Origin of the sequence: Micromonospora matsumotoense (genome assembly GCF_900091525.1) — a bacterium.
Lineage (GTDB): Bacteria > Actinomycetota > Actinomycetes > Mycobacteriales > Micromonosporaceae > Micromonospora > Micromonospora matsumotoensis.
Genome location: NZ_FMCU01000033.1, coordinates 24734 through 48634, shown reverse-complemented (window position 1 = coordinate 48634; position 23901 = coordinate 24734). Strand labels below are relative to the sequence as shown.

Annotated in this window: 24 protein-coding genes; 14 read left to right on the top strand and 10 right to left on the bottom strand. The window is 74.1% G+C overall.

Features of this window, described 5'->3' with window-relative positions; all coding sequences use genetic code 11:
• Together GA0070216_RS32305 and GA0070216_RS32300 are read right to left on the bottom strand one after the other, a co-directional pair.
• A partial coding sequence (locus GA0070216_RS32305) for a 2-oxoacid:acceptor oxidoreductase family protein (RefSeq protein WP_176739254.1) occupies positions 1-826 on the bottom strand: 826 nt, incomplete at its 3' end.
• A gap of 344 nt (positions 827-1170) precedes the next feature.
• The gene (locus GA0070216_RS32300) at positions 1171-2598 is read right to left on the bottom strand and encodes a hypothetical protein (protein ID WP_091254269.1); all 1428 of its coding nucleotides are present in this window, start codon (positions 2596-2598) and stop codon (positions 1171-1173) included.
• A 144-nt stretch (positions 2599-2742) separates the two neighbouring features.
• Between GA0070216_RS32300 and ndhC the strand changes: the two genes are divergently transcribed.
• The gene (gene ndhC, locus GA0070216_RS32295; protein ID WP_091254266.1) at positions 2743-3120 is read left to right on the top strand and encodes an NADH-quinone oxidoreductase subunit A; all 378 of its coding nucleotides are present in this window, start codon (positions 2743-2745) and stop codon (positions 3118-3120) included.
• Between the two features lie 146 nt (positions 3121-3266).
• Here the strand turns inward: ndhC and folP are convergent, their stop codons facing one another.
• Positions 3267-4136, bottom strand: coding sequence for a dihydropteroate synthase (gene folP, locus GA0070216_RS32290; protein ID WP_091254262.1), 870 nt, complete (start codon positions 4134-4136; stop codon positions 3267-3269).
• Between the two features lie 190 nt (positions 4137-4326).
• On the opposite strand from folP, the gene GA0070216_RS32285 reads away from it, so the two are divergent.
• From GA0070216_RS32285 to GA0070216_RS32265, 5 genes are all read left to right on the top strand, one after another.
• A complete protein-coding gene (locus GA0070216_RS32285; RefSeq protein ID WP_091254260.1) occupies positions 4327-4917 on the top strand; it encodes a DivIVA domain-containing protein in 591 nt (196 codons plus the stop codon).
• Entirely contained in the window at positions 4914-5426 is a 513-nt protein-coding gene (locus GA0070216_RS32280) for an SRPBCC family protein (protein ID WP_091254257.1), read from the top strand. Before GA0070216_RS32285 ends, GA0070216_RS32280 begins: the two co-directional genes overlap by 4 nt.
• 159 nt (positions 5427-5585) lie before the next feature.
• Positions 5586-6182: a DNA-3-methyladenine glycosylase I gene (locus GA0070216_RS32275; protein WP_091254290.1), complete on the top strand. Its 597-nt coding sequence runs from the start codon at positions 5586-5588 to the stop codon at positions 6180-6182.
• A complete protein-coding gene (locus GA0070216_RS32270; RefSeq protein ID WP_091254255.1) occupies positions 6179-6763 on the top strand; it encodes a hypothetical protein in 585 nt (194 codons plus the stop codon). The genes GA0070216_RS32275 and GA0070216_RS32270 overlap by 4 nt, the downstream gene beginning before the upstream one ends.
• Positions 6764-6828: 65 nt before the next feature.
• On the top strand, positions 6829-7581 hold the full coding sequence (locus GA0070216_RS32265; protein WP_091254252.1) for an SDR family NAD(P)-dependent oxidoreductase: 753 nt from the start codon (positions 6829-6831) through the stop codon (positions 7579-7581).
• Positions 7582-7652: 71 nt separating this feature from the next.
• Here GA0070216_RS32265 and GA0070216_RS32260 read toward each other — a convergent pair whose 3' ends face one another.
• Both GA0070216_RS32260 and GA0070216_RS32255 read right to left on the bottom strand, forming a co-directional pair.
• Positions 7653-8444, bottom strand: a complete 792-nt coding sequence (locus tag GA0070216_RS32260; protein WP_091254250.1) for an enoyl-CoA hydratase/isomerase family protein — start codon at positions 8442-8444, stop codon at positions 7653-7655.
• A 4-nt stretch (positions 8445-8448) separates the two neighbouring features.
• A complete protein-coding gene (locus GA0070216_RS32255) occupies positions 8449-9267 on the bottom strand; it encodes a PaaX family transcriptional regulator (protein ID WP_091254247.1) in 819 nt (272 codons plus the stop codon).
• Positions 9268-9458: 191 nt separating this feature from the next.
• Here GA0070216_RS32255 and GA0070216_RS32250 point away from each other — a divergent pair, with 191 nt between their 5' ends.
• Positions 9459-9626, top strand: coding sequence for a DUF3117 domain-containing protein (locus GA0070216_RS32250; protein WP_007455245.1), 168 nt, complete (start codon positions 9459-9461; stop codon positions 9624-9626).
• A 141-nt stretch (positions 9627-9767) separates the two neighbouring features.
• Positions 9768-11237, top strand: a complete 1470-nt coding sequence (locus tag GA0070216_RS32245) for a leucyl aminopeptidase family protein (protein WP_091254244.1) — start codon at positions 9768-9770, stop codon at positions 11235-11237.
• Between the two features lie 181 nt (positions 11238-11418).
• Here GA0070216_RS32245 and GA0070216_RS32240 read toward each other — a convergent pair whose 3' ends face one another.
• The gene (locus GA0070216_RS32240) at positions 11419-12027 is read right to left on the bottom strand and encodes an O-methyltransferase (RefSeq protein WP_245722879.1); all 609 of its coding nucleotides are present in this window, start codon (positions 12025-12027) and stop codon (positions 11419-11421) included.
• 388 nt (positions 12028-12415) lie between these two features.
• On the opposite strand from GA0070216_RS32240, the gene GA0070216_RS32235 reads away from it, so the two are divergent.
• A complete protein-coding gene (locus GA0070216_RS32235) occupies positions 12416-13765 on the top strand; it encodes a S1C family serine protease (protein WP_176739257.1) in 1350 nt (449 codons plus the stop codon).
• A gap of 73 nt (positions 13766-13838) precedes the next feature.
• Entirely contained in the window at positions 13839-14264 is a 426-nt protein-coding gene (locus GA0070216_RS32230; protein ID WP_091254237.1) for a twin-arginine translocase TatA/TatE family subunit, read from the top strand.
• Positions 14265-14607: 343 nt separating this feature from the next.
• Here GA0070216_RS32230 and GA0070216_RS32225 read toward each other — a convergent pair whose 3' ends face one another.
• The 3 genes from GA0070216_RS32225 to GA0070216_RS32215 form a co-directional block, all read right to left on the bottom strand.
• Positions 14608-15756: an Mrp/NBP35 family ATP-binding protein gene (locus GA0070216_RS32225; RefSeq protein ID WP_091254233.1), complete on the bottom strand. Its 1149-nt coding sequence runs from the start codon at positions 15754-15756 to the stop codon at positions 14608-14610.
• A gap of 133 nt (positions 15757-15889) precedes the next feature.
• On the bottom strand, positions 15890-16525 hold the full coding sequence (locus GA0070216_RS32220) for a DUF1003 domain-containing protein (protein ID WP_091254230.1): 636 nt from the start codon (positions 16523-16525) through the stop codon (positions 15890-15892).
• On the bottom strand, positions 16518-17834 hold the full coding sequence (locus GA0070216_RS32215; protein ID WP_091254228.1) for a magnesium transporter MgtE N-terminal domain-containing protein: 1317 nt from the start codon (positions 17832-17834) through the stop codon (positions 16518-16520). The genes GA0070216_RS32220 and GA0070216_RS32215 overlap by 8 nt, the downstream gene beginning before the upstream one ends.
• A gap of 33 nt (positions 17835-17867) precedes the next feature.
• Here GA0070216_RS32215 and GA0070216_RS32210 point away from each other — a divergent pair, with 33 nt between their 5' ends.
• From GA0070216_RS32210 to GA0070216_RS32195, 4 genes are all read left to right on the top strand, one after another.
• Positions 17868-18737 (top strand): PhzF family phenazine biosynthesis protein, encoded by an 870-nt coding sequence (locus GA0070216_RS32210; RefSeq protein ID WP_091254224.1) that lies wholly within the window; start codon positions 17868-17870, stop codon positions 18735-18737.
• An 86-nt stretch (positions 18738-18823) separates the two neighbouring features.
• Positions 18824-19288 carry a hypothetical protein gene (locus GA0070216_RS32205; protein ID WP_425413214.1) on the top strand — a complete coding sequence of 155 codons (465 nt, stop codon included), beginning with the start codon at positions 18824-18826 and terminating at the stop codon, positions 19286-19288.
• 198 nt (positions 19289-19486) lie between these two features.
• Positions 19487-20449 carry a DMT family transporter gene (locus GA0070216_RS32200; RefSeq protein ID WP_091254219.1) on the top strand — a complete coding sequence of 321 codons (963 nt, stop codon included), beginning with the start codon at positions 19487-19489 and terminating at the stop codon, positions 20447-20449.
• A gap of 120 nt (positions 20450-20569) precedes the next feature.
• On the top strand, positions 20570-22795 hold the full coding sequence (locus GA0070216_RS32195; RefSeq protein WP_091254215.1) for an APC family permease: 2226 nt from the start codon (positions 20570-20572) through the stop codon (positions 22793-22795).
• Positions 22796-23036: 241 nt separating this feature from the next.
• Here the strand turns inward: GA0070216_RS32195 and GA0070216_RS32190 are convergent, their stop codons facing one another.
• On the bottom strand, positions 23037-23861 hold the full coding sequence (locus GA0070216_RS32190) for an SDR family NAD(P)-dependent oxidoreductase (RefSeq protein WP_091254213.1): 825 nt from the start codon (positions 23859-23861) through the stop codon (positions 23037-23039).
• Positions 23862-23901: the final 40 nt, after the last annotated feature.

Below are 23901 nucleotides of genomic sequence, written 5' to 3'. Positions count from 1 at the left end.
TGCTCAGTTCGTGGAGGATGTCGGAGGCGGGGGTGATCGGGTACGCGCCGAGGAACACGGGTAGTCCGGAGCGGACCCCGGCGGCGACCAACCCCAACGACAGGGCGGCGTTACCGGTGATGTTGCGGTAGGTGCCCGGGAGCATCTTGGCGGGTTTCACTTCGTAGCGGACCGAGAAACTGTCGGTGGTCTCGCCGTAGTTCCAACCCGCCTTGAACGCGGCGATGTTCGCCGCGACGAGGTCGGGACGCTTGACGAACTTCCGTTCCAGGAACCGTAGCGTCGAGTCGTAGGGGCGGGAGTACATCCACGACAACAACCCCAACGCGAACATGTTCTTCGCTCGTTCGGCGTCTTTCTTCGACACCGCCAACTCGGCCAGGGCGCCTACCGTCATCGACGTCAACGCCACCGGATGCACCACGAACCCGGCCAGGGAGTCATCCTCCAGGGGGCTGACCGCGTAACCGACCTTGACCAGGTTCCGCTTCGTGAACTCGTCGGTGTTCACGATGATGTCCGCACCCCGACGTAGATCACCCACATTCGCTTTCAACGCCGCCGGGTTCATCGCGACCAGGACGTTCGGCGCGTCACCCGGCGTCAGAATGTCGTAATCGGCGAAATGCACCTGGAAACTCGACACCCCCGGCAGGGTCCCCGCCGGCGCCCGAATCTCCGCCGGGAAATTCGGCAACGTCGAAATGTCATTACCCAACTGCGCCGTCTCCGAGGTGAACCTGTCCCCCGTCAACTGCATCCCATCACCCGAGTCACCCGCAAACCGGATCACCACCCGGTCCAACTGACGAATCTGCTTGGTCACGCCTGCACCTCGCTTCGCTCGGCCCCGCCGCGCGCGCGGCTGCACATGATGGTGACCCCGCCTTGCCCGGCCACGCGACCTCCCTGATGCGCCGCTGCGCCCGGTCCGCCCGTGGGCGGGCCCCGGCCCGCTGTCGTCTCTCGCTCCGAGCCTACGTCCCGGTCTTAGGGTCTCCTTGGTGGAGGTCCGACACCTGGGAACCGGGTCAGCGGCATACGGGAGGGTATGCGGTGATTTGGGGGGCCCGCCGTAATTGAGATCACCGGTTCGCCCGGCCACCCCGTCCCGACCGCCCTCCTCCCGGCACTCCCTTCCGGTTGCCCCTCGTCCCGGCCGCCCGTCGGTCAGCCCGAGTGCTCCGTCATCGGCGGGTCCGTCGCCGGCCCGGCCGTCCGTCGCCGCAGCGAGCCGGTGGCCAGCACGAGCGCCAGCGCCACCAGCAGGACGGAGAGCACGATCAGCCCGAGCGCGGTCCGCTGGGCGGGGGACATCCCGCCGACGTCGACCGCCCCGCCCGCCGCCGCGATCAACCCCTGCGAACCGGTCGGCGCGGGAACGCCCACCGGCGGGCTGGCCAGCGCGGCGGCCGCGGTGATCCGGAAGCTCATCTGGACCTGGCGGGTCGGCCCGCTCTCCGGGTCCAGCCAGCCGATCAACGCGCCGGCCAGCGGGGCCTCACGCTGGGCGTCCGGGGTGGCGGCCACCGTGAACCGGAGCGTCGCCGTGTGCCCCGCCGGCACCACGTCCAGGTCGCAACGGGTCCGCGTCGGCGACATCGACGTGCAGCCGGCCGGTGGGCTCAACACGCTGACCCCGGCGGGCAACAGCACCTCGACCCGTCCGGCGGCGTCCACCCTGCCGGTGTTGCCCAGGTGGGCCGCGAGCGCGGTGGGGCCACCGCTGATGTCGAAGACCACCTCCTCGGCGTCCAGCAGTATCCCGGGCACCGGTGGGCCGGGCGGAAAGAGCACCGCGAAGCCCTCGTTGTCCTGCGCGGTGTCACCGGCGTCCGGCCCGGTGGCGGTGACCCGTACCGCCCCACTCAGAGGCATCTGCCGCCAGGCGGTGCCGCCGACCCGTACCCGGATCAGGCTGGTGAACCGGTCGCCGGGCGCGGTGGTCCACTCGCCGCACTGCCAGCCGCCGTCGCCGGCCGCCGCGCACCCCGGCGTCCCGGCGTCGGTGAGCCCGGCCGGCAGGCGGTATTCCAGCCGCAGCCGCTCCGGCACGAGACCGGTGTTGGTGACAGTGACCCGCAGGGTGGCGACCGTGCTCGGGTCCCGCCAGTACCGGTCGTCGAGCGGGATGTCCCCGGTGGTGACCTGAACCCCGACCCGGTCGCCGCCCGGCTGGTCCGGGTTCGGTCCGGGCGGCCGCGCGGACCTGCTGGGCAGCGGCGGCTTCGGGGTGGGCGCGGCGGTCGGCGCGCTGGTGGCCGTCGGTGCCGGTGCGGTGGTCTCCGGCGTCGTGCCGGTCGGTTCCGGTGCGGGGGTGGTCGGCTCCGGGTCCGGCGGCAGCGTCGGCGGTGCGCCGGTCGGGGCCGGCCCGGTCGCCGTCGGCTCGACCGGGGGCGTCGTCTCGTCGGTCGGGTCACCGCCCGGGGTCCGGACGTCGGTCGGGTCGGTGACCGTCCGCGTCACGGCGGGTGCCGCCGCCAGGCCCGGCGTCACCCCGAGCACGACCGCCAGCCCGGCGGCCAGCACCGCCCCGACCAGAGCGGGGGTACGCCGGGCGAGGGACCGCCGAACGGTACGCGCGTCCACGCGGGGCATCTGACCTCCGTGACTCTGGGTGTGAGTTCATTATTCGGTAACAGTTGCGGCGAGGCACTAGTACCGGCGGAAGACAATCGGTGCCGGGTCCGGGAGCCGCTCGCGTCGTCCGGACCGGCCCGCCACCCGGTAGGCTGAGCCACCGTGACCGGTTACCTGGGCTCGTACGCGACGCTCGGGCTGCTGTTGCTCGCTGCCGTCCTCTTCTTCGTTACGGCGTTCTCTGCCAACCGGGTGTTACGTCCCGCCCGCCCGGCCGACCCGGCCGGCAAGCGGGCCGGCTACGAGTGCGGCCTCGACCCGGTCGGTGGCGACTGGGCGCAGATGCAGATCCGCTACTACGTGTACGCGTACCTCTACGTGCTCTTCGCCGTCGAGGCGGTCTTCCTCTTCCCCTGGGCGATGGTCTTCGACCGGCCCGGCTTCGGCGCGGTGACGGTCGCCGAGATGGGTGTCTTCGTGGCCGTGGTCGCGCTCGGCATCCTCTACGCCTGGCGCAAGCGCATCCTGCACTGGACCTGACCACCCCACCGGCCCCGGTCGGCGGGGACGGTACGGCGGCCCGAGCCGCGCCAGGCGATGGTCCTGGCCCCGGCACGTGGTGGTCAGGTCAGGCCCCGAGGTGGTCGGGCCAGGCCGCGGTGATGGTCGGCCAGGCCGCGTGGTGCTCAGGCCAGGCCGCGGCGGGTGGCGGCGGGCGGCCGGTCGCCCCGGATCGAGGCCACCATGTCGAGCACCCGACGGGTGGGTAGCACCTGGTGGGCGCGGAACACCCGGGCGCCGAGCCAGGCCGACACCGCCGTCGCCGCCAGGGTGCCCTCCAACCGTTGCGACACCGGCAGGTCGAGCGTCTCGCCGATGAAGTCCTTGTTCGACAACGCCACCAGCAGCGGCCAGCCGGTGTCGGACAACTCGCCCAACCGGCGGGTGATCTCCAACGAGTGCCGGGTGTTCTTGCCGAAGTCGTGCGCCGGGTCGATCAGGATGCCGTCGGGGCGTACCCCCAGGGCCACCGCGCGCTCGGCGAGGCCGGTCACCGTCGTGACCACGTCGGCGACCACGTCGGTGAAGGCCGCCCGGTGCGGCCGGGTCCGGGGCGTCAGCCCGCCGGCGTGTGAGCAGACCAGCCCGACACCGGTCTCGGCGGCCACCCGGGCCAGCGCCGGGTCGGCCCCGGACCAGGTGTCGTTGAGCAGGTCCGCGCCGGCTGCCACCGCCTCGACCGCCACCTCGGCCCGCCAGGTGTCGATCGAGATGACCACCTCGGGAAACGCGGCCCGGACGGCGACGATGGTGTCCACCGTCCGGCGGATCTCCTCGGCCACGTCGACCTCGTCGCCCGGCCCGGCCTTCACCCCGCCGATGTCGATGATCTCCGCGCCCTCGGTGACCGCCCGCTCCACCGCGCGCAACGCGCTGTCCTGCGCAAAGGTGGCACCCCGGTCGAAGAAAGAATCCGGCGTTCGATTGACGATCGCCATCACCACCGGCTCTCCCGGGGCGAACGTCCGCCCCCCGAGCCGCAGCGCCCCGGACAATTCCGCCTCCCGCAGGTCACCGGCCGGACGACCCGGCCGATGCCGACGCTAGCCGGTCGTCCGCCCCGGCCTTCGGGCCGGTACGACCCCAGGCCCCCGCCCCGCTCCGGAGCCGGTACGGCCAGAAGATCGGTGACGATGATGGTGGTTGGGGTCGCTCCGGAGGGTGTCCCCGTGCCACGATCTCCCTATGGGTCAGACTCTGCTCATTGTGGTCGTCGCGTTGACCGTGGCGGCGGTCGTGTTCGGCGTGACGGTGCTGATCTCGGGTCGGGACGGGCTCGCCCCCACCGAGCCCGACGGCAGAGCCGTCCCGTTGCCCGGTGGCCGACCCCTGCGGGAGTCGGACGTCGGCGCGCTCCGCTTCGACACCGCCCTGCGCGGCTACCGGATGGATCAGGTCGACCAGGCGATGCGCCGGGCCGGTTACGACATCGGCTACAAGAGCGAGCTGATCGGGGTGCTGGAGGCCGAGGTCGTCGCGCTGCGGGAGGGTCGCACCGCCGATGCCGACGTGCTGCGCCGCACCCGGGAGGAGGCCGTCGCCACCCCGCCCGACGCCTCCCCGGCGACGCCCGCCCCGGACGCGCCCGGTCCGGAAGGCCCGACCGTCGAGGTCGAGCCCATCGACATCACCCCCACCCCGACCACGGACCGCACCGAGACGGATCGCACTGAGACGGATCGCACCGAGACGGATCGGGCCGGGGACCGCACCGAGACGGATCGGGCCGACGCGGACCGTCCCGGCGGTGCCGTGGCCCGGTCGGAGCCGGTGTGACCGGACCCGATCCGGCCGGCGGCGGCCTGGCCGACGAGGCCGCCCAGCCGGGCGCCGGCGAGTTCACCGCCACGGTGATCGTCAACGCTCCCGCCGAGCGGGTCTTCGCCGCGCTGACCGACTGGGAGGGGCAGTCCGACTGGATTCCGCTGACCCGGGTGCGGGTGGTCGAGGGCGACGGCGGAGAGGGCAGCCTGATCGAGGCGGTCACCGCGCTCGGTCCGGCGGCGCTGCGCGACGAGATGCGGGTGGTCCGGGTCGACGCCCCGTACGAGGTGGGTGTGGTGCACTGCGGCAAGCTGCTGCGCGGCCCCGGTGTGCTGCGCTGCACCCCCCTGGCCGACGGCCGCACACAGGTGGTCTGGCACGAGTGGTTCCACCTGCCCGGCGGCTCGGCCGGCCGGGTCGCCTGGCCGCTGCTCTGGCCGGGTTCCAAGGCCAGCCTGACGCTGGCGCTGAAGCGTTTCGCCCGCCTGGTCGAGGCCGGCCGCCTGCCCCGCGCCCGCTGACCGGCCCGGGGACGCGCTGCGCCTCCCGGCTGACCTGCCCGCGCTGAATCGGCCCGACGGCGGCCGAACCGGGTCGGGCCGTCCCACGAACCCGGCCGGGCCGTCGGACACCCGCCGGCCCGGCGTCGGGTGTCAGCCCCCTGACCTAGCGTGTACCGGGTGACTGACCTGGTGACCGGCCCCGACGGCCTGCCCCGCTGCGCCTGGGGGGCGAGCACCCCGGACTACGCGCTCTACCACGACACCGAGTGGGGCCGTCCGCTGCGCGGCGACGACGCCCTCTACGAACGGCTCACCCTGGAGGCGTTCCAGTCCGGGCTGTCCTGGCTGACGATCCTGCGCAAGCGTCCCGCGTTCCGGCTCGCCTTCGCCGACTTCCGGATCGAGCGGGTCGCCACCTACGGCGAGGCGGACGTCACCCGACTGCTCGCCGACGCGGGGATCGTCCGCAACCGCGCCAAGATCGAGGCGGCGATCGCCAACGCCCGCGCCGCGCTGGCGCTGCCCGACGGCCTCTCCGCGCTGCTCTGGTCGCACGCGCCGCCGCCCCGGCCGGCCCGGCTCGGATCGTTCGCCGAGGTGCCGGCCACGACCCCGGAGTCCACCGCGCTGGCCAAGGCGCTCAAGAAGCAGGGTTTCCGCTTCGTCGGCCCCACCACGGCGTACGCGCTGATGCAGGCCACCGGCATGGTCGACGACCATCTCGCGGGCTGCCACGCCGGCACCGCCGGGGCCCGTGATGGGATGGGGTCATGACCGTGACCGACCACCGCAGCACCGGCCCGACCGATGTCGACGGCGGGCGGGGCGACGGCGCCTGGGCGGTGCTGCTCCCGGCCGGGCGGTACGACGCCGAACGCCTCGTCCACCACGACACCCTGGAGCTGACCCTCCCGGCCGGTGCGCCCGCGCCACCCCCCGGCGACCCGGTGGCGGTGCTGGCCGACGAGCCGCCCCGCCTGGTGGCGCTGGGCCGGGTGGCCCGCCTCGACGGGGAGACGCTCCTGGTGACGTACACCCGGCGGTCGTTCGACACGCCGGTGCCGGTCGGATCGGTGGCGGTCACCGGGCCGGTCAGCGCGCTCGACCCGGGCACCTACCGCCAGCTGGTCGACCGGCTCGGCCCGCCGCCGCTGCGCCGCACCTGGCTGGTCAGCCTCGACCTGCCGATCGAGGCCGAGTCGCAGGCCGAGGCGGTCCGGCTCTTCTGGTCGTACGTGCGGGAGCTGGGTCCGGCCGAGCTGCCCGCGTTCGTCTCGCCCAGCGGCGACGAGCTGGCCATGCAGGCGTTCGTGCTGGGCGTCGAGGCCAACCAGGACCCGGAGGAGGACGACTAGCGACCCGCCGACCGGGTATGGGCGCTCGGGTGCCGACAGCCGGTCGGCCGGGCGGGGGAGAGTCGATGCGGTTCCAGGACAAGGTCGCGTTCGTCACCGGCGGCGCCTCGGGGCTCGGGGAGGCCACCGCCCGCCGGTTCGCCGCCGAGGGGGCCCGACTGGTGATCGCCGACATCAACGCCGACGGCGCGCAGCGGGTGGCCGGTGAGCTGCCCGACGCCCTCGCGGTGACCGTCGACACCGGCGACGCCGCCGCCGTGGAGCAGGGCATCGCGGACGCGGTGCAGCGCTACGGACGGCTCGACGTCATCTTCAACAACGCCGGCATCGACGGCCGGCAGCAGCCGCTGCACGAGATGGACGTGGAGAACTGGCAGAAGGTCCGGCGGATCAACGGCGACGGCGTGTTCCACGTGCTCAAGTACGGCATCGAGGCGATGCTGCGCGGAGGCGGGGGTGCGATCGTCAACACCTCGTCCACCACCGGCCTGGCGGCGCAGGAGAACATCTCCCCGTACACCTTCACCAAGGCCGGCATCGTCGGGCTGACCCGGTCGGCGGCGGTGGAGTACGCGGCCCGCAACATCCGGGTCAACGCGGTCGCCCCCACGGTGGTGATGACCCCGCTGGTGCAGCACTTCATCGACAGCGCGCCCGACCCGGGGGAGATGCGGGCCCGGATGGAGTCGTTCAACCCGAAGCCCGGCATTCCCACCCCGGACGACGTGGCCGGGGTGGTGCTCTTCCTCTGCTCCGACGACGCCACCTGGATCACCGGCCACACCGTCCCCGTCGACGGCGGCTATGTCGCCCGCTGACGGCCCGGTCGGGTCGTCGAGGTGACGGGTGACCGTACGGCGTGGCCGGCTTCCCCGGCCCGGTCCAGCGCTCAGTTGCCCTGGAAGACCGGCTTCTGCTTGTTGACGAACGCGTGGGTGGCGGCCCGGTGGTCGGCGGTGGCCCCGCAGATCGACTGGGCCTGCGCCTCGGCGGAGAGGGCGTCGGCGAGGGTGCCCGCGTCGGCGATGGAGAGCTGCCGCTTGATCGCCCCGTACGCGACGGTCGGGCCGGCGGCGAGCCGGGCGGCCAGCTCGTGCGCGGTGGGCAGCACCTGCTCGTCGTCGTCGACCAACCGGGTGAGCAGGCCCAGCCGGTGCGCCTCGGCGGCGTCGACCGGCTCGGCGAGCATCAGCAGCTCGACGGCCTTGGCGTGGCCGACCAGCCGGGGCAGCGTCCAGGACGCGCCGGTGTCGGCGGCGAGGCCCACCCCGGCGAACGCCATCAGGAACTTCGTGCGCGGCCCGCCGATCCGGAAGTCGGCCAGGAAGGCCAGCGAGGCGCCCGCCCCGGCGGCCATGCCACGGACCGCGGCGACCACCGGTTTGGGCAGGTTGGCCAGCCGGGCGGCGATCGGGTTGTAGTGCGCCCGGACGGTGTCCAGCGGGTCCCGGCCGGGCGACTCCAGGATCTGCACGTGCTCGCGCAGATCCTGCCCGGCGCTGAACGAACCGCCCGCCCCGGCCAGCACCACGGCCCGGCAGGACCGGTCGGTCTCCAGGGCGGCCAGGGCGTCCCGCAGGGCCTCCTTGAGTGCCACGTCGAGCGCGTTCATCGCGGTGGGGCGGTGCAGGGTCAGGGTGACCACGCCATCGGTGCGGTCGACGAGCAGCGGCTCGGTCACGTCTCTAACGGCCCTTCTGTCGGGGGACCCGGTTACCGGCGTCGAGGCACTGCTCGACGTACCGGTCGGCGGCCGGCCGGAGCCGGGCGGCGTGCCGGTCGAAGAAGCTGGCGGCGGCGGTGCCGGGCCAACGTTCGGGAAGCAGCGCCGGAGGGAGCTGCGGGTCCTGGAAGAGGAAGGTACGCCACGCGTGCACCAGCCGGAACCGGGCCGCGTACGCCTCCTCGTCGCCGCTGCGCACGGTCACCCCGGCCAGCTGTGCGCGCTGCTCGGCGACGAACCGCTCGTACGCGTGCCCGATCTCGCCGAGGTCCCAGGCGCGGCGGACCACGCCCATCGCGCCGGGGGTGCCGGCGGCGTGCGCGGCGGTGAACCGCTCGTAGCGCACCCCGGCCTCCTCCAGCAGCACGTCGACGTCCTCGCTGGCCCGGGTCGCCACCCAGGTGTGCTCGTCGAGCGTGCCGTAGCCGAGGAAGCTGAGGTTGGCGGCGAGCCGCTGCCGGTCCCGGCGGGCGGTCGGGGTCGCCAGGACGAGCAGGTCGAACCGCCCGTCCCAGGTGATCCGGCCGGTCCGGTAGATCCGGGCGGCGGCCTCGTCGAGGCGACGGACCGCCCTGGGTGTGATCGAATATCCCGGGCCGGAGGCGAGCCGCAGCGGTTCGAGCCAGCCCTGGCGGACCATCCGGGACACGGCGGTCCGGACGGCCGGGGGAGCGACTCCGAGCGGGGCCAGCAACTTCACCAGGGCGGCGACCGGTGCGCGCCCACCTCTCGTGCGGAGATGGTCGCCGTAGAGGTCGAAGAGTGCCGACCGTGCCTGCATGACCGCACATTGTGACAGGCCTTCTCAAGATAAGCTAGGTGCTGTTACATCAATGCTGCTCCGGTTTGGGTCCGGCGGTGTTCATCAGGGAAAATCGTGGTCGACGCCCCCGCGTACCTTGCGGGTGGTCGACACGAAGTGGCTGTGGGGCAGTACACCGACCCTGATGTTTAGGTCTGAGGGGAGACAACATGGCGGCGATGAAGCCGCGGACGGGCGACGGTCCGCTGGAAGTCACCAAGGAGGGTCGGGGCATCGTCATGCGTGTCCCGCTGGAGGGCGGTGGCCGGCTCGTCGTCGAGATGACTCCCGACGAGGCCAACGCGCTCGGTGACGCGCTGAAGGCGGCTGCCGGCTGATCGGCCGGCACTCCGCGCGGTGCCGCGCGGAAGGTTCCTGTCCCTGAGTCACCGGCGCTGCCGGTGACTCAGGGACTTCGTCTGTCCCCCGCGGGTCGTCGAGGTCCCGCACCACGAACTTTCCCGGAGGTACGGTCCAGCGTGCTCGCCATCAGTCTCGCCGTCGCCACCGACGGGGCGGACGTCCTCGTCCTGCCCGTCCGCGTCGCCACCGACCCGGACGACGCCGCGCCGGCGCTGGTCGCCACCGCGCCACCGCCCGCCGACGAGGTGCGGACCGAGGCGGAGGCGCTGCTGCCGGTCACCCGGTTGACCGGCCGGGCCGGCGAGACCCTGACCCAGTTGCGCCCCGGTCGTACCCCGGCGCGGCTGCTGCTGCTCGGCGTGGGCGACGGCGGGGAACGGGCCTGGCGAACGGCTGGCGCCGCCCTGGCCCGCGCCGCCGTAGATGAGACACATGTCACGTTGGCACTGCCGGTGGACGTGCCGGCCGGGGTCGTCCGGGCCCTCGTCGAGGGGCTGCTGCTCGCCTCGTACCGGTTCCGGCTGACCGAGGCGGGGTCGACGCCGGCACTGACCGGGGTGACCCTGCTGACCGCCGCGCCGGACGCGTACGCCGACGCGGTCGAGACGGCCCGGACCACCGCCCGGATGACCCGGCTCGCCCGGGACCTCACCAACACCCCCTCGGCGGTGAAGAACCCGGAGTGGTTCGCCGCCCAGGTCGCCTCCGCCGCAGCCGACCAACCCGATCTCCACCTACGGGTACGCGAGCCGCAGGAGTTGGCGGCCGAGGGCTTCGGCGGCATCGTCGCCGTCGGTGCCGGCTCGGCCAGCGGCCCCCGCCTGGTGGAGCTGGACTGGCGGCCCGCCGACGCCCGGCTGCACGTCGTCCTGGTCGGCAAGGGGATCACCTTCGACACCGGCGGCATCTCGATCAAGCCGGTGCCGGCGATGAAGCTGATGCGCAAGGACATGGCCGGCGCGGCGGCGGTGGTCGCGGCCACCCTCGGCGCGGCGGCGCTGCGGCTGCCGGTCCGGGTCACCGCCCTGACCCCGCTGGCCGAGAACATGGTCAGCGGCGCGGCGTTCCGCCCCGGCGACATCATCCGGCACTACGACGGCACGACCAGCGAGAGCACCAACTCCGACGCGGAGGGCCGGCTGGTGCTCGCCGACGCGCTCGGCTACGCGGCCCGGGAACTCCGCCCCGACCTGCTGATCGACCTGGCCACCCTGACCGGTGCCAACGCGGTCGCGCTGGGCAAGCGGACCGGCGCGCTCTACAGCGAGAACGACGAGCTGGCCGCCGCCGTGCTGGCCGCCGTGGACGATGCCGGCGAGGCGGCCTGGCGGATGCCGTTGCCCGCCGACTACCTCGAACACCTCGGCAGCGACCTGGCCGACCGGCACAGCTCCCCGGACCGGGGGGCCGGTTCGGTGATGGCCGCGCTCTACCTGCGCGAGTTCACCGGGGAGTTGCGGGACCGCTGGCTGCACATCGACATGTCCGCGCCGTCCTGGGCCGACGGCGACGACGCGGAGCTGACCCGGGGCGCTACCGGCTGGGGCGTCCGTGGCCTGCTGCGCTGGCTGGAGACCCTGGGCTGAGGCCACCGCCCTGGCCCGACGCTGCCCGGCCGCCCTGGCCCGACGCTGCGGCCGTCCGGCCCCACGGCTGCCCGGCCGCCCGGTCCGGTCTGTGGCCCGCCTGTGGCGGGTCGGGCGGCGGTGTCGCCCGGCAGGTCGGTGCGGTGCCGGCCGGCGGTCGTGCGCCGGGGAGGTCAGCCGGTCAGCACTTGACCGCGGCCAGCAGGCCGTGGCCGACCGGGAGCAGGGCCGGAATCCACTGCTCGGCCTCCCGGATCGCCTTGACCGTCTCCCGCATGGTCACCGTCTCGGCGTCCCGGGCGGCCGGGTCGCCGATCCGGCCGCCGGCGAAGCCGCCGTTGAGGGCGAGCACCCCGCCGGGGCGCAGCAGCCGCAGGGCGGCGTCGACGTACGCGGCGGAGCCGGTCGCCTCACCGTCCACGAAGATCAGGTCGTACGCGCCGTCGGCGAGCCGGGGCAGCACGTCCAACGCCCGGCCGGTGATGATCCGGGTACGGCCGGACGGGAAACCCGCCTCCACGAAGATCCGCCGGGCGATCCGCTGGTGCTCGACCTCCACGTCGATGGTGGTGAGTACCCCGTCGGCGCGCATTCCGCGCAGCAGCCACACCCCGCTGACCCCGGTGCCGGTGCCGATCTCCACCACCGCGCGGGCGTTGCCGGCGGCGGCGAGCAGGCGCAACGCCGCCCCGGCCCCCGGAGTGACTGCGTCGAGGCCGACCTCCCGGGCGAGGCTGCGGGCGGTCCGCAGCACGATGTCCTCGCCGACGTACGACTCGGCGAACTGCAACGTCTGCGCCGTCGGGCTGCCGGAACTGGCGACCGTGGCGATGGGACACCTCCTGGGCGGTGGCGATGGTGCGAGGGCGGGTGGGCGGTATGAGCCTAGAGGCGAGGCTCATTCGGCGCAGCCGCGAGTCCACCCGTGGTGGTCCGGACCGCCCGTGTCGGGGTCCAGGCCCGGCGCGTGTGCTGCCGTGGCGGGCGGGGCTGCCCGGTGTGGGCGGGGGCTGCCCGGGGCGGGTCACGGCGGGCGGCCCGGGAAGGTCGGCGGCGGTGGGGCGATCGCGGCAGGGCAAGAGCTGACTGCGTCCGGCGCATCCGTGCAATCCTGGATGGGGTGCCCCCTGCGCCGTGACCGCCACCCCCGGTCGTGGCCCGGGGCACCGGGGGACGGACTGGGAGGCACCGACGTGACCGACGGCTGGGACTGGCGAGCGCCCGGCGGGACTCCGGGGTCGGCGGGGCCGCCGCCCGGTCCACCGCAGACGGGCCCGACGACGCCGTACGGCGGACCGTCGCCGTACGGCGGCCACGGCGGGTCGGCGTCGCCGTGGTGGTCCGACGCGCTCGCCGACCCCTGGCGGGACCCGTACGCCCCGGCGGCGGTCGTGCTGCCGAGCGTGCGGACCACCGGGGCGGCGCCGGAGCCGGTCACCGACCCGGATGCGCCGGGCCGGCCGAAGCTGCGCCAACTGCTGCTCGTCCCGTTGATCGTCGCACTGCTCGCCGGCACCCTGGGTGGTGCCCTCGGCTACGCCTTCGCGGTGCGCGGCGGGGTCGGCGGCGGGATCACCCTGGGGTCCGCTCCGGCCGAGGGTCCGGCGCTGGCCCAGCGTCGTCCGGATTCGCTGGCCGGGGTCGCCGGCCGGGTCCTGCCCAGCGTGGTGACCATCCGGGTGGCCGGGCTGGGCGGCACCAGCGAGGGGTCCGGGTTCATCGTCAGCGCCGACGGCTACGTGGTCACCAACGATCACGTGGTCGCCGACGGCACCGGCCGGGCGTCGGTGACCTTCGACGACGGCAGCAGCTCCCCGGCGACGGTGGTCGGTCAGGACCCGGAGTCGGACATCGCGGTGATCAAGGTGAACCGCAAGGGCCTGCGGCCGATCGAGTTCGGCGACTCCGAGTCGCTCGCGGTGGGTGACCCGGTGCTGGCCATCGGCTCGCCACTGTCCCTGGCGAACACGGTCACCGCCGGCATCATCAGCGCCCTGGACCGCACCATGCAGGCCGGGGAGCCCGGTGGGCCGGTCCGCTACTACGCCGCCATCCAGACCGACGCGGCCGTCAACCACGGCAACTCGGGCGGCCCGTTGGTCGACTCGGCCGGCCGGGTGATCGGGGTGAACTCGACGATCAGGTCGCTGGTCGCCGAGGGGCAGGAGGCGGGGAACATCGGGCTCGCCTTCGCCATCCCGATCAACCAGGCGAAACGGATCACCCAGGACATCATCGGCACCGGCAAGGCCCGGCGTACCGTGATCGGGGCCCAGGTCGCCGGCACCGCCACCCGGGCCGGTGCCGGGGTGCGCCTGGCGGCCGTGGAGCCGGCGGGTCCGGCGGCGGCGGCGGGCCTGAAGACCGGGGACGTCGTCCTCCGGCTCAACGGGCGGCCGATGAACGAGCCGACCGACCTGATCGCCCTGGTCCGCAAGTTCGCCCCGGGGTCGGTGGTGACGGTGGAGTACCGGCGCGGCACCGCCCGGCAGAACGCCTCGGTGACGCTCGCCGCGGACGCCAAGTGAGGGCCGGTCACCCCCTCCCGGAGCGGGGCCTGACGTGCGTAGGCTTGGCCCGACGCGACGAGGAGGCCCCGCGGTGCTCGACAACCTGAACTGGTGGGAGATCGGCGTACTGCTGCTCCTGGCACTGCTGATCTTCGGGGACCGGTTGCCCAACGTCATCAGCGACGGCCTGCGGCTGGTGCGCAACCTGCGCAACATGGCCCGCAACGCCACCGGCGACCTGAGCCGTGAGCTGGGCACCGACATCCAGTTGGAGGATCTGCACCCGAAGGCGTTCATCCGCAAGCACCTCCTCAGCGAGGAGGACGAGCAGGCGATCCGCAAGCCCCTTCAGGGCGTCTACGACAACCTGCGGGCCGACGTCACCGGGGTGCACGAGGAGCTCAAGGAGGTCGCCGACCGGGTCGACCCGCGGGCCGCCGCCCGGAAGAGCACCGCGACGAGCACCGCCCCCGCCCCCGCGCCGGCCCCCCGCCCGAGCTACGACGACGCCACCTGACCCGGGTCAGCCCGCCCCACCCCTGTCCACCACCGTCCACCCCTGTCCACCATCGCCACCGCGCGACCCCCGTCCGTTCCGCCCGGCCCTGCCGGCCGAAGTGGCGTCGCTCTGCCCGCCTGAACCGCGCCGTCCCGTGGGTGTGACGGCCTTGATCCACTCAATTGAGCCGATGATGCGCTATCCCCAGCAGGGAATACCGCATCATCGGCTCACATGAGTTGATCACGCCGGGCGGTGGCGTGAGGGGGTCACGTCGGGCGGTGGCGTGAGGGGTCACGCCGGACCGTGGTGGTGGGGGTGCGGCGCGTGGTGGGGGTGCGGCGCGTGGTCGGGGGCGCGGTCAGCGGCCGGCGGGCTTGAGGCCCAGCGGCTTGCCGAGCAGCGACTCGCGGCGTACCGCCAGCCGGTCGGCCACCTGGTGCAGCGCCTTCGCGGCGGGCGAATCCGGCGCGGACAGCACGATCGGGGTGCCGGCGTCGCCGCCCTCGCGGACCCGGGTGTCCATCGGGATCTGCCCCAGCAGCGGCACCTGTGCGCCGATCGTCTGGGTCAGCGACTCGGCGACCGCCGCGCCGCCGCCGGATCCGAAGACCTCCATCCGGGTGCCGTCCGGCAGCTCCAGCCAGGACATGTTCTCGATGACGCCGACGATCCGCTGGTGGGTCTGCAGGGAGATCGCGCCGGCCCGCTCGGCGACCTCGGCCGCCGCGGCCTGCGGGGTGGTCACGACCAGGATCTCGGCGTTGGGCAGCAACTGGGCGACCGAGATGGCGATGTCGCCGGTGCCCGGGGGCAGGTCGAGCAGCAGGACGTCCAGCTCACCCCAGTAGACGTCGCCGAGGAACTGCTGCAACGCCCGGTGCAGCATCGGGCCGCGCCACACCACCGCCGCGTTGCCCGGGGTGAACATGCCGATCGAGATGACCTTCACGCCGTGCGCCTGCGGCGGCATGATCATGTCTTCCACCCGGGTGGGCTTGCCGTCCGTGCCGAGCATCCGGGGCACCGAGTGGCCGTAGATGTCGGCGTCGACCACGCCGACGGACAGGCCCCGGGCGGCCAGCGCGGCGGCCAGGTTGACCGTGACGCTGGACTTGCCGACACCGCCCTTGCCGCTGGCCACCGCGTAGACCCGGGTACGGGAGCCGGGCTGGGCGAACGGGATCACCGGCTCGTCGGTGGCCGCGCCCCCGCGCAGTTTGCCCTGCAGCTCCTGCCGCTGCTCCGGGCTCATCACCCCGAAGTCGATCTCGACGCCGGTCACCCCGGGCACCGCGCCGACGGCGGCGGTGATGTCGCCGCGCAGCTTGTCCTTCAGCGGGCACCCGGCGACGGTGAGCAGCAGCCCGACCCGAACCACGCCGTCCTCGCCGATCTCGGCGGAGCGGACCATGCCGAGATCGGTGATGGGCCGGCGGATCTCCGGGTCGTTGACGGTGGCCAGGGCGGCCTGGATCGCGTCGGAGATGGTGCTGACGGGAGCTGACATGTGGGCAATGCTACGTCGGCGGCGCGGGGCCCCCGCCAGCAGCGGGGGCGGGTGTGAGCGAATCGATCGGCCGGTCGGGCCCGTCCCGGTCCGCCGGACAAAGCCGGACGATCAGGTACGAGACCCTGCCGGGTCAGCTCTCCGGGCGGCGGCCGTCCCGCACGTAGTCGCCGTCCAGGTCGTCCCGGGGCTCGTCGAGCGGCGGCTCGCCGCCCCCGGACCGCCCCTCGCCGCCCCCGGACCGCCCGACCGCGCGCTCCGACTGCCGGAGTTCCCGTTTCTGCCGGCGCTGTGCCGCCGCGTCCAGCTCCTCGGCCAGCCGGACCAGTTCCGAGCGGAGGAAGTCCCGGGTGGCCACCTCACCCAGGGCGATCCGCAGCGCGGCGACCTCCCGGGCCAGGTACTCGGTGTCCGCCTTCTGCATGGTCGCCCGGCGGCGGTCCTCCTCCAGGGCCACCCGGTCCCGGTCCGTCTGCCGGTTCTGCGCGAGCAGGATCAGCGGGGCCGCGTACGACGCCTGCAACGACAACACCAGGGTCAGGAACGTGAAGGTGTACGGGTCGAAGCGCAGATCCGCCGGTGCCAGGGTGTTCCAGCCGAACCACAGCGCGATCACCACCGTCATGTAGACGATGAAGTTCGCCGTACCCATCCCCCGGGCGATCCCCTCGGACCAGCGCCCGAACGCCTCCGCGTCGAACCGGGGCAGCTTGACGCCCCGGGGTTCGCGCGGCTGGTCCAGCCGTTCGGCCCGTCGCTGGTCAGCCATCGGTGCCACCGCCCGCCGGCCCGGCCGCAGCGGTGGAGGGCTCCGACCCGTCGTCGGCGGACGGGGTGGCCGCGGCGTCCCGGTCCCGCCAGTCCCGGGGCAGCGAGTGGTCCAGCACGTCGTCGACGGTGACCGCGCCGACCAGTCGGTTGTTCCGGTCGACCACCGGCATCGCCACCAGGTCGTAGGTGGCCATCCGGCGGGTTATCTCCGGCAACGGGGTGGTCGGCCGCAGCGGGTCGATGTCGTTGACCACCACCCCGCCGAGCAGGTCGGCCGGGGGCTCCCGCAGCAGCCGCTGGAAGTGCACGATGCCCAGGTAACGGCCGGTAGGGGTGGTCATCGGGGCGCGGGTCACGAAGACCTGCGCGGCGATCGCCGGGGAGAGCTGCTCCTCCCTGATCCGGGCCAGCGCCTCGGCGACGGTGGCGTCCGGCGGCAGGATCACCGGTTCGGAGGTCATCACGCTGCCGGCCGTGCCGGAGGTGTACTTCAGCAGTTGGCGGACCGGGTCGGCCTCGTCCGGTTCCATCAGGTCCAGCAGTACGTCCTGCTCGGGCGGGGGCAGCTCGTTGAGCAGGTCGGCGGCGTCGTCCGGGTCCATCTCCTCCAGCACGTCGGCGGCCCGTTCCCGGTCCAGCGCGGCGAGGATCTCCACCTGGTCGCGTTCGGGCAGTTCGCCGAGCACGTCGGCGAGGCGTTCGTCGTCCAGGGCCGCCGCGACCTCGTTGCGTCGGGCGTCGGGCAGGTCCTGGAGCGCGTTGGCCAGATCGGCGGGGCGCATGTCCTCCAGCACGGCGAGCAGGTTGGCGGTGCCCCGGTTGTCGGCGATGCCGCTCAGGCCGCGTACCCGGTCCCAGTCGACCTGGTGCAGGTGACCACGGCGGGTCAACCGGCTGGTCTGTTCGCGGACGGCGACCCGGGACAACGCCCACTCGCCGCCCCGGCTGCACTCCATCGCCACGTCCACCACCGCGCCGGGCTGACCGCCCGGGTCGAGCTGCACCCGCCGGTCCAGCAGTTCCTGGAGGACGAGCAGCTCGTTCGGGCGCTTGGAGAAGCGGCGCAGGTTGAGGGTGCCGCTGCCGAGGACGACCGCGTCGGCGTCGATGGAGGTGATCCGGTTGATGGACAGGAAGATCCGACGGCGCATCGGCATCTCGGCCACCAGCCCCACCACCTCGGGCGGACGCTGGGTCGGCCGGATCCGGGCCACGGCGTCGCGGACCCGCCCCACCTGGTCGCCGTTCGGGTCGAAGACGGCGACTCCGGCGAGTCGAGCGATGTAGACCCGGTTCGGCGTGCTCACGGCCCCCAGCCTAAGCGCCTAGTGTTTATCACCATGTCGACCCTGGCCTACGAGATCGTGGACGTCTTCACCGACCGCCCGTTCGCGGGCAACCCCCTGGCCGTGGTGTTCGGCGCCGAAGCGCTGGCCACCGAGCAGATGCAGGTGCTGGCGATGGAGTTCAACCTGTCGGAGACGGTGTTCGTGCTGCCGCCGACCCAGGTGGGCGCCACCTACCGGGCCCGGATCTTCACCCCGACCGGGGAGTTGCCCTTCGCCGGTCATCCCAGCGTGGGCGCGGCGGTCACCGCCAGCCGACGCGGGCTGTTCGGCACCGGGTCGGTCAGTCAGGAGTGCCACGCCGGGGTGCTTCCGATCGAGGTGACCGCGACCGGTGCGACCCTGACCGGCGGCACCCCCACCCTCGGGCCGGAACTCGACCCGGAGCCGCTGCTGGAGATGGCCGGGCTCACCGCCGCCGACCACGCCGGCCCGCCGCCCCGGGTGGCCGGCTGTGGGCTGGAGTTCCCCTACCTGCCGGTGCACCCGGACGCGGTGGCCCGTGCCCGGGTCAATGCGGCGGCGGCCCAGCGGTACGGAGTGGAACACGTCAGCGTCTTCTCCTGGGACGCCGACGCGCAAACCGCGCACGCCCGGGTCTTCGTGCCCGGACTCGGCGTGCCGGAGGACCCGGCCACCGGCTCGGCCGCCCTGGGCCTGGGGGTGTGGCTGGTCGCCAGCGGTCTCCTCCCCGGCGACGGCCGCTCCGAGTACGCCGTCCGGCAGGGCGTGGAGATCCGCCGTCCGTCCGCGTTGACCTGCACGGTGACCGCCGAGGACGGGGTGGTGGTCGGCACGACCGTGGCCGGCCAGGTGATGTCGGTGGCCCGGGGCGAGATCCTGGTCCCACCGTTCGTGGGCTGAACGCGGACGCCCGGCTGCTGCGAGAGGATGCGGGTGTGACGGACGAGGTGGACGCTTCCCGGTCGACGCCACTTGTCGACGAGGCGATGAAGAAGGCCGCCGTGGCCTGGGTGAGCGTCGGCGGCGGGCCGGCGACCGCGCTGTGGTGCGTACCCCTGGAGGGGTCGTTGTTCGTGGTCAGCGGCCCGGGGGAGCAGACCGCGCCGGGCCTGGCCGACGCCGACGCCGCCCGGGTGACCCTGCGCGGCGACCACGGCGGACGCATCGTGACCTGGCCGGCCCGGGTGACCCGGCTGATCCCGGGCACCCCGCAGTGGGAGACGTCGGCCCCGCTGGTGGCGGCGAAGCGGCTGAACGCCTCCGGCCCGACCGCCGACCTGGTGGCCCGCTGGGCCGCCGACGACTGCGCGCTGACCCGTCTCGCCCCGGACGGCCCGCCGGATGCCGGGGAGGCCCTGCCGGACGCCTCCCTCGCTGCCGAGCCACGCGGTGCGGCCGTGGTCCGGGCCACCCGCAAACCCTTCCGCCTGCACCGGGTCCGTCGCCGCTGACCCCACCGCCCGGCGTCCGCTACTCCGCCGCCCGGCGTCTGCTGACCCGCCGCCCGGCGTCTGCTGACCCATCGGCCGGCTCCGCTGGCCCACCGCGCGCCGCTGCTGACCTGCCGCCCGGCGTCCGTTGCACCGATCTCGCGGTGGCACCGCCCGCCGTCGGCTGCGGCGAGGTCGCCCGTGTGAGGATTACGCCCCGTGTCCTCCGTCGCGCCGCAGCCGCGCCCGCCCGTCGATCCGCTGACCGTCGGTGTCCTCGCGCTCGCCGTCGCCTCGGTCTCGTCGTCGGCCCCGCTGATCGCCTTTGCGGCGGCCCCGGCGCTGGCCGTCGCGTTGTGGCGGAACCTGCTCTCGGCCGCCGTGCTCGCCCCGTTCACGCTGGTCCGCCGCCGGGCTGAACTCCGCGCCCTGACCGTGGGGGCGGGCCGCCGGGAGGGCTGGTACTGCGTGCTGTCCGGGGTGGCGTTGGCCGCGCACTTCGCCACCTGGATGCCCAGCGCCCAGCTCACCTCGGTCGCGGCGGCCACCGCGCTGGGTGCCACCCAGCCGGTCTGGCAGGGGCTGATCGCCCGCTGGCAGGGCCGGCGGCTGCCGTACGCCGTCTGGGGCGGCATCGGGCTGGCGGTGCTCGGCGCGGTGCTCGCCACCGGCGCGGACGTCGGGGTCTCCGGCCGGGCCTTCGCCGGTGACCTGCTCGCGGTGGTCGGCGGGATGTTCGCCGCCGTCTACACCGCATTCGGCGAGCGGGCCCGCGCCACCATCAGCACCGCCACCTACACCACCATCTGCTACGGGGTGTGCGCGGTGATCCTGCTGGTCGTCTGCCTGGTCGGCGGGGTACGGCTGCACGGCTACGGGACCAGCACCTGGCTGGCGATCATCGGGCTGGTGGTGGGTGCCCAACTGCTCGGCCACTCGATGTTCAACCACGCGCTGCGCCAGGTGTCGGCGACCACGATCAGTGTGCTGATCCTGCTGGAGGCGCCCGGTGCGGCGCTGATCGCCTGGGCCTGGCTGGGGCAGCTGCCGCGCCCGCTCGCCCTGCCCGGGTTGGCGCTGCTGCTCGCCGGGGTGGCCGTGGTGGTGCTCGGCGGGGCCCGCCCCGGCCGTCGCGCCACCCCGGCCGCGCTCCCCGCCGACGTCGCCCCACCGGCACCCTGACCGGTCGCCGGCCGGGCGGCCTCACCCGACTGCCTGCGGGCGGCCCGTTCGTCGCGATTCCGCCGGAACAGCGGGCACGGGTCCCGTCCGCGCGTGAGAGTGCGGGGGGAGGTGGGGCCGATGGCGGGGCGGAGCGCGGACGACGACGACCGCAGCGGCACCGTGGTCACCCCGTCGGCCGAGTTCCCGCCGCTCGACCCGGCCGAGGTGGACGCCCTACGGCGGGTCGGCGCGCAGTGGCGGACCGGGGTCCCGCCCGCCCTGCCGGTCGACCCGACCCTGGACCGCTACCGCAGCCGCCCCGCCCCGGGCCGGTTCAGTCGGCTGGCCCCGATCGCCCTGTTCCGGCCGGAGCCGGGGGACCGGGGCAGGCGGGACGGGTTGGTCGCCGCCGAACCGGCGAACCGCCCCGACTCCCGCCTCGGCCGGCGGCTGGGCCGGGTCCGCCGGGCGGTCCTCGGTCCGCCGCTGACCAGCGCGGCGGTGCTGCACGAGCGGATGCGCAAACTGGTGGCCCTGCCGGTGCTCTCCTCCGACCTGCTCAGCTCGGTGGCGTACGGGCCGGAGGCGTTGCTCACCGTGCTGGTGCTCGCCGGCAGCGGGGCGCTGGGCCTGGCCCTGCCCCTGTCGGCCGGGCTGGTGCTGCTGATGGTCGCCGTCGGGATCTCGTACCGGCAGACCATTCCGGCGTACCCGCACGGGGCCGGGTCCTACCTGGTGGCGGGGGACAACCTGGGTGTGGGCGCGGGGCTGACCGCCGCCGCCGGGCTGATGCTGGACTACGTGCTGACCGTGTCGGTGTCGATCGCCGCCGGCCTGCACGCGATCACCTCGGCGCTGCCGGGGCTGACGCCGTTCGCGGTACCGCTCGGGGTGCTGGTGATCCTGCTGCTGCTCGCCGGCAACCTGCGCGGGGTACGCGCCGCCGGCAACATCTTCGTCCTCCCGACGTACGCCTTCGTGGTCGCCGTGCTGGGGCTGCTGGTGGTGGGCTACCTGCGGGCGGCGGGCCGGGGGTTCACACCGGTGGCCCCGCCGGTCGTGCCGGCGGCGGAGGGCCTGGGCCTGCTGCTGGTGCTGCGGGCGTTCGCCTCCGGGGCGGTGTCGATGACCGGCATCGAGGCGGTCTCCAACGCGGTCCCGGCGTTCCGCCCGACGGAGTGGCGCAACGCGCGGACCACGCTGGCCTGGATGGTGGCGATGCTCGTGGTCCTCTTCGCCGGGCTGACCCTGCTGATCCACCTGGCCGGCCTGGTGCCCCGCCCCGGTGAGACGCTGCTGTCCCAGCTCGCCCGGGTCACCTTCCCGACCGGCCCCTGGTACGCCGTGGTCCAGGCGACCACCGCGCTGATCCTGCTGCTGGCGGCGAACACCGCGTTCAACGACTTTCCCCGGCTGCTGTTCTTCATGGCCCGCGCCGGTCACGCGCCGCGCCGCTTCCTGCACCTGGGCGACCGGCTGGCGTTCGGCAACGGCCTGGTGGCGCTGTCCGGGACGGCGATCATGGTGTTCGTCGCGTTCGGCGGGCACACCGAGGGGCTGATCCCGCTGTACGCGGTAGGGGTGTTCCTCGCCTTCACCCTCTCGCAGAGCGGCATGGTGGTGCACTGGCGGCGGCACCGGGACGCCGGCTGGCGGCGTCGGGCGCTGGTCAACGGGGTGGGCGCGGTCCTGTCCGGCCTGGTGCTGCTGACCGCGGCGGTGGCGAAGTTCACCGAGGGCGCGTGGGTGGTGGTGGTCGCCGTACCGCTGCTGGTGCTGCTCTTCCACCGGATACACCGGCACTACCGCAACCTGCACGCCGCCCTGGCCCTGCAACCCCCGCCCACCGGTGGGGGGCCCGGGGCGCGGCCGCCGTCGGTGGCGGGCGGACCGGGCCCGCCAGCCGCCGTGCCGGAGCACGGCCCCGGGTCGGTCGAGGGCGAGGAACTACCGCAGGAGCTGCGGCACCTGGTGGTGGTCCCGGTGGTACGCCTCAACCGGGCCTCGATGCGTGCCCTGGCGTACGCGGTGTCGCTGGGCCGGCCGACGTTGGCGGTGCACCTCGCCCCGGAGGACGCCGAGGCGGACCGGTTCCGGGAGCAGTGGCGGGCCTGGGGGGACCACGTCCGGCTGGAGACGATCGTCTCGCCGTACCGGGCGGTGATCGGGCCGTTGGCGCACTACCTGGCGGCGTTGCACGCGGCCGCGCCGGAGCTGGTGCTGACCGTGGTGGTGCCGGCGGTGGTGCTGCGCCGGCCCTGGCACCGCCTGCTGCACAGCCGCACCGAGCAGCGGCTGCGGCGGGCGTTGCGGGCGCTCCCCGGTGTGGTGGTGACCAGCATCCCGATCCACGTCCCCGAGTGAGGGCGACCCCGGCAGAGCGTCATGACTGTGGAAAGTTGTTGTCGCTACGGCGACAACAACTTTCCACAAAGCAGGGTGCCTCCGCTCGGCGGTCACCCTGAGGCTGCTGACGAGTGCGATCCAGGCGACGAGTGGACGCTCGGGACGGCAGGGCTTACCTGCCCTTGGAGGAGGCCGAGGCGAGAGCGTTCGCAGCTCCCGCAGTGGTGCCGATGGTGTTCGGTGGGACGGTGCGGCCGGGTCAGTCGGCCAGGCCGACGGCGGTGGCGCTGGCGGTCCAGAGGCGGGCGGCCAGGGCCGGGTCGGCCGCTCTCGGCCAGGGCCGGCGCAGTCGCCGGTCGGCGTAGTAGCCGCCGTCGACCAGCCGGGAGGCGGGCTGGTTGGCGAGCCAGACCAGGGTCTCCGCACCCTTCTCCGGGCTGCGGAACGGCAGTACCCGCATGCCGAGGGCGAGCAGTCGGCTGTCCGCGCCGAACCGGGTCCGCACCACCCCCGGATGGAACGAGTACGCCGGCACGTCGGGCCAGCGCCGGGCCGCCTCGGCGGCGAACAGGATGTTCGCCTGCTTGCTGGTGCCGTACGCGCGCATCGGCCGGTAACGGCGCAGCGCGGCGTTGAGGTCGTCCGGGTCGAGGACCCCGCTGCGGTGCGCGCCGGAGGCGGTCACCACCAGCCGGCCGACCCGGTCGATCAGCAGGTTGCTCAGCAGGAACGGGGCCAGGTGGTTGGCCTGGATCGACAGCTCGAACCCGTCGACCGTGCTGAGCGGCTCCAACACGATCGCGCCGGCGTTGTTCGCCAGCACGTCGATCCGGTCGTACGCCGCCCGCAGCCGCTCGGCGAGCCCGCGTACGTCGTCCAACACGGCGAAGTCGGCGCGGAACAGTTCGGGGCGCTCGCCGGACGCCTCGCGTACCCGGTCACCGGCGGCCTGGAGCCGGGCCGGGTCCCGGCCGACCAGCGCCACCCGGTCGCCCCGCCGGGCCAGCGCCACGGCGGCGGCCAGCCCGATGCCGGAGCTGGCTCCGGTCACCACGACGGTCCGCCGCCCAGTGAGATCTTCCACAGGTCCGCTCTCCCCGGTCACGGCACGAGGTTACCGTGGC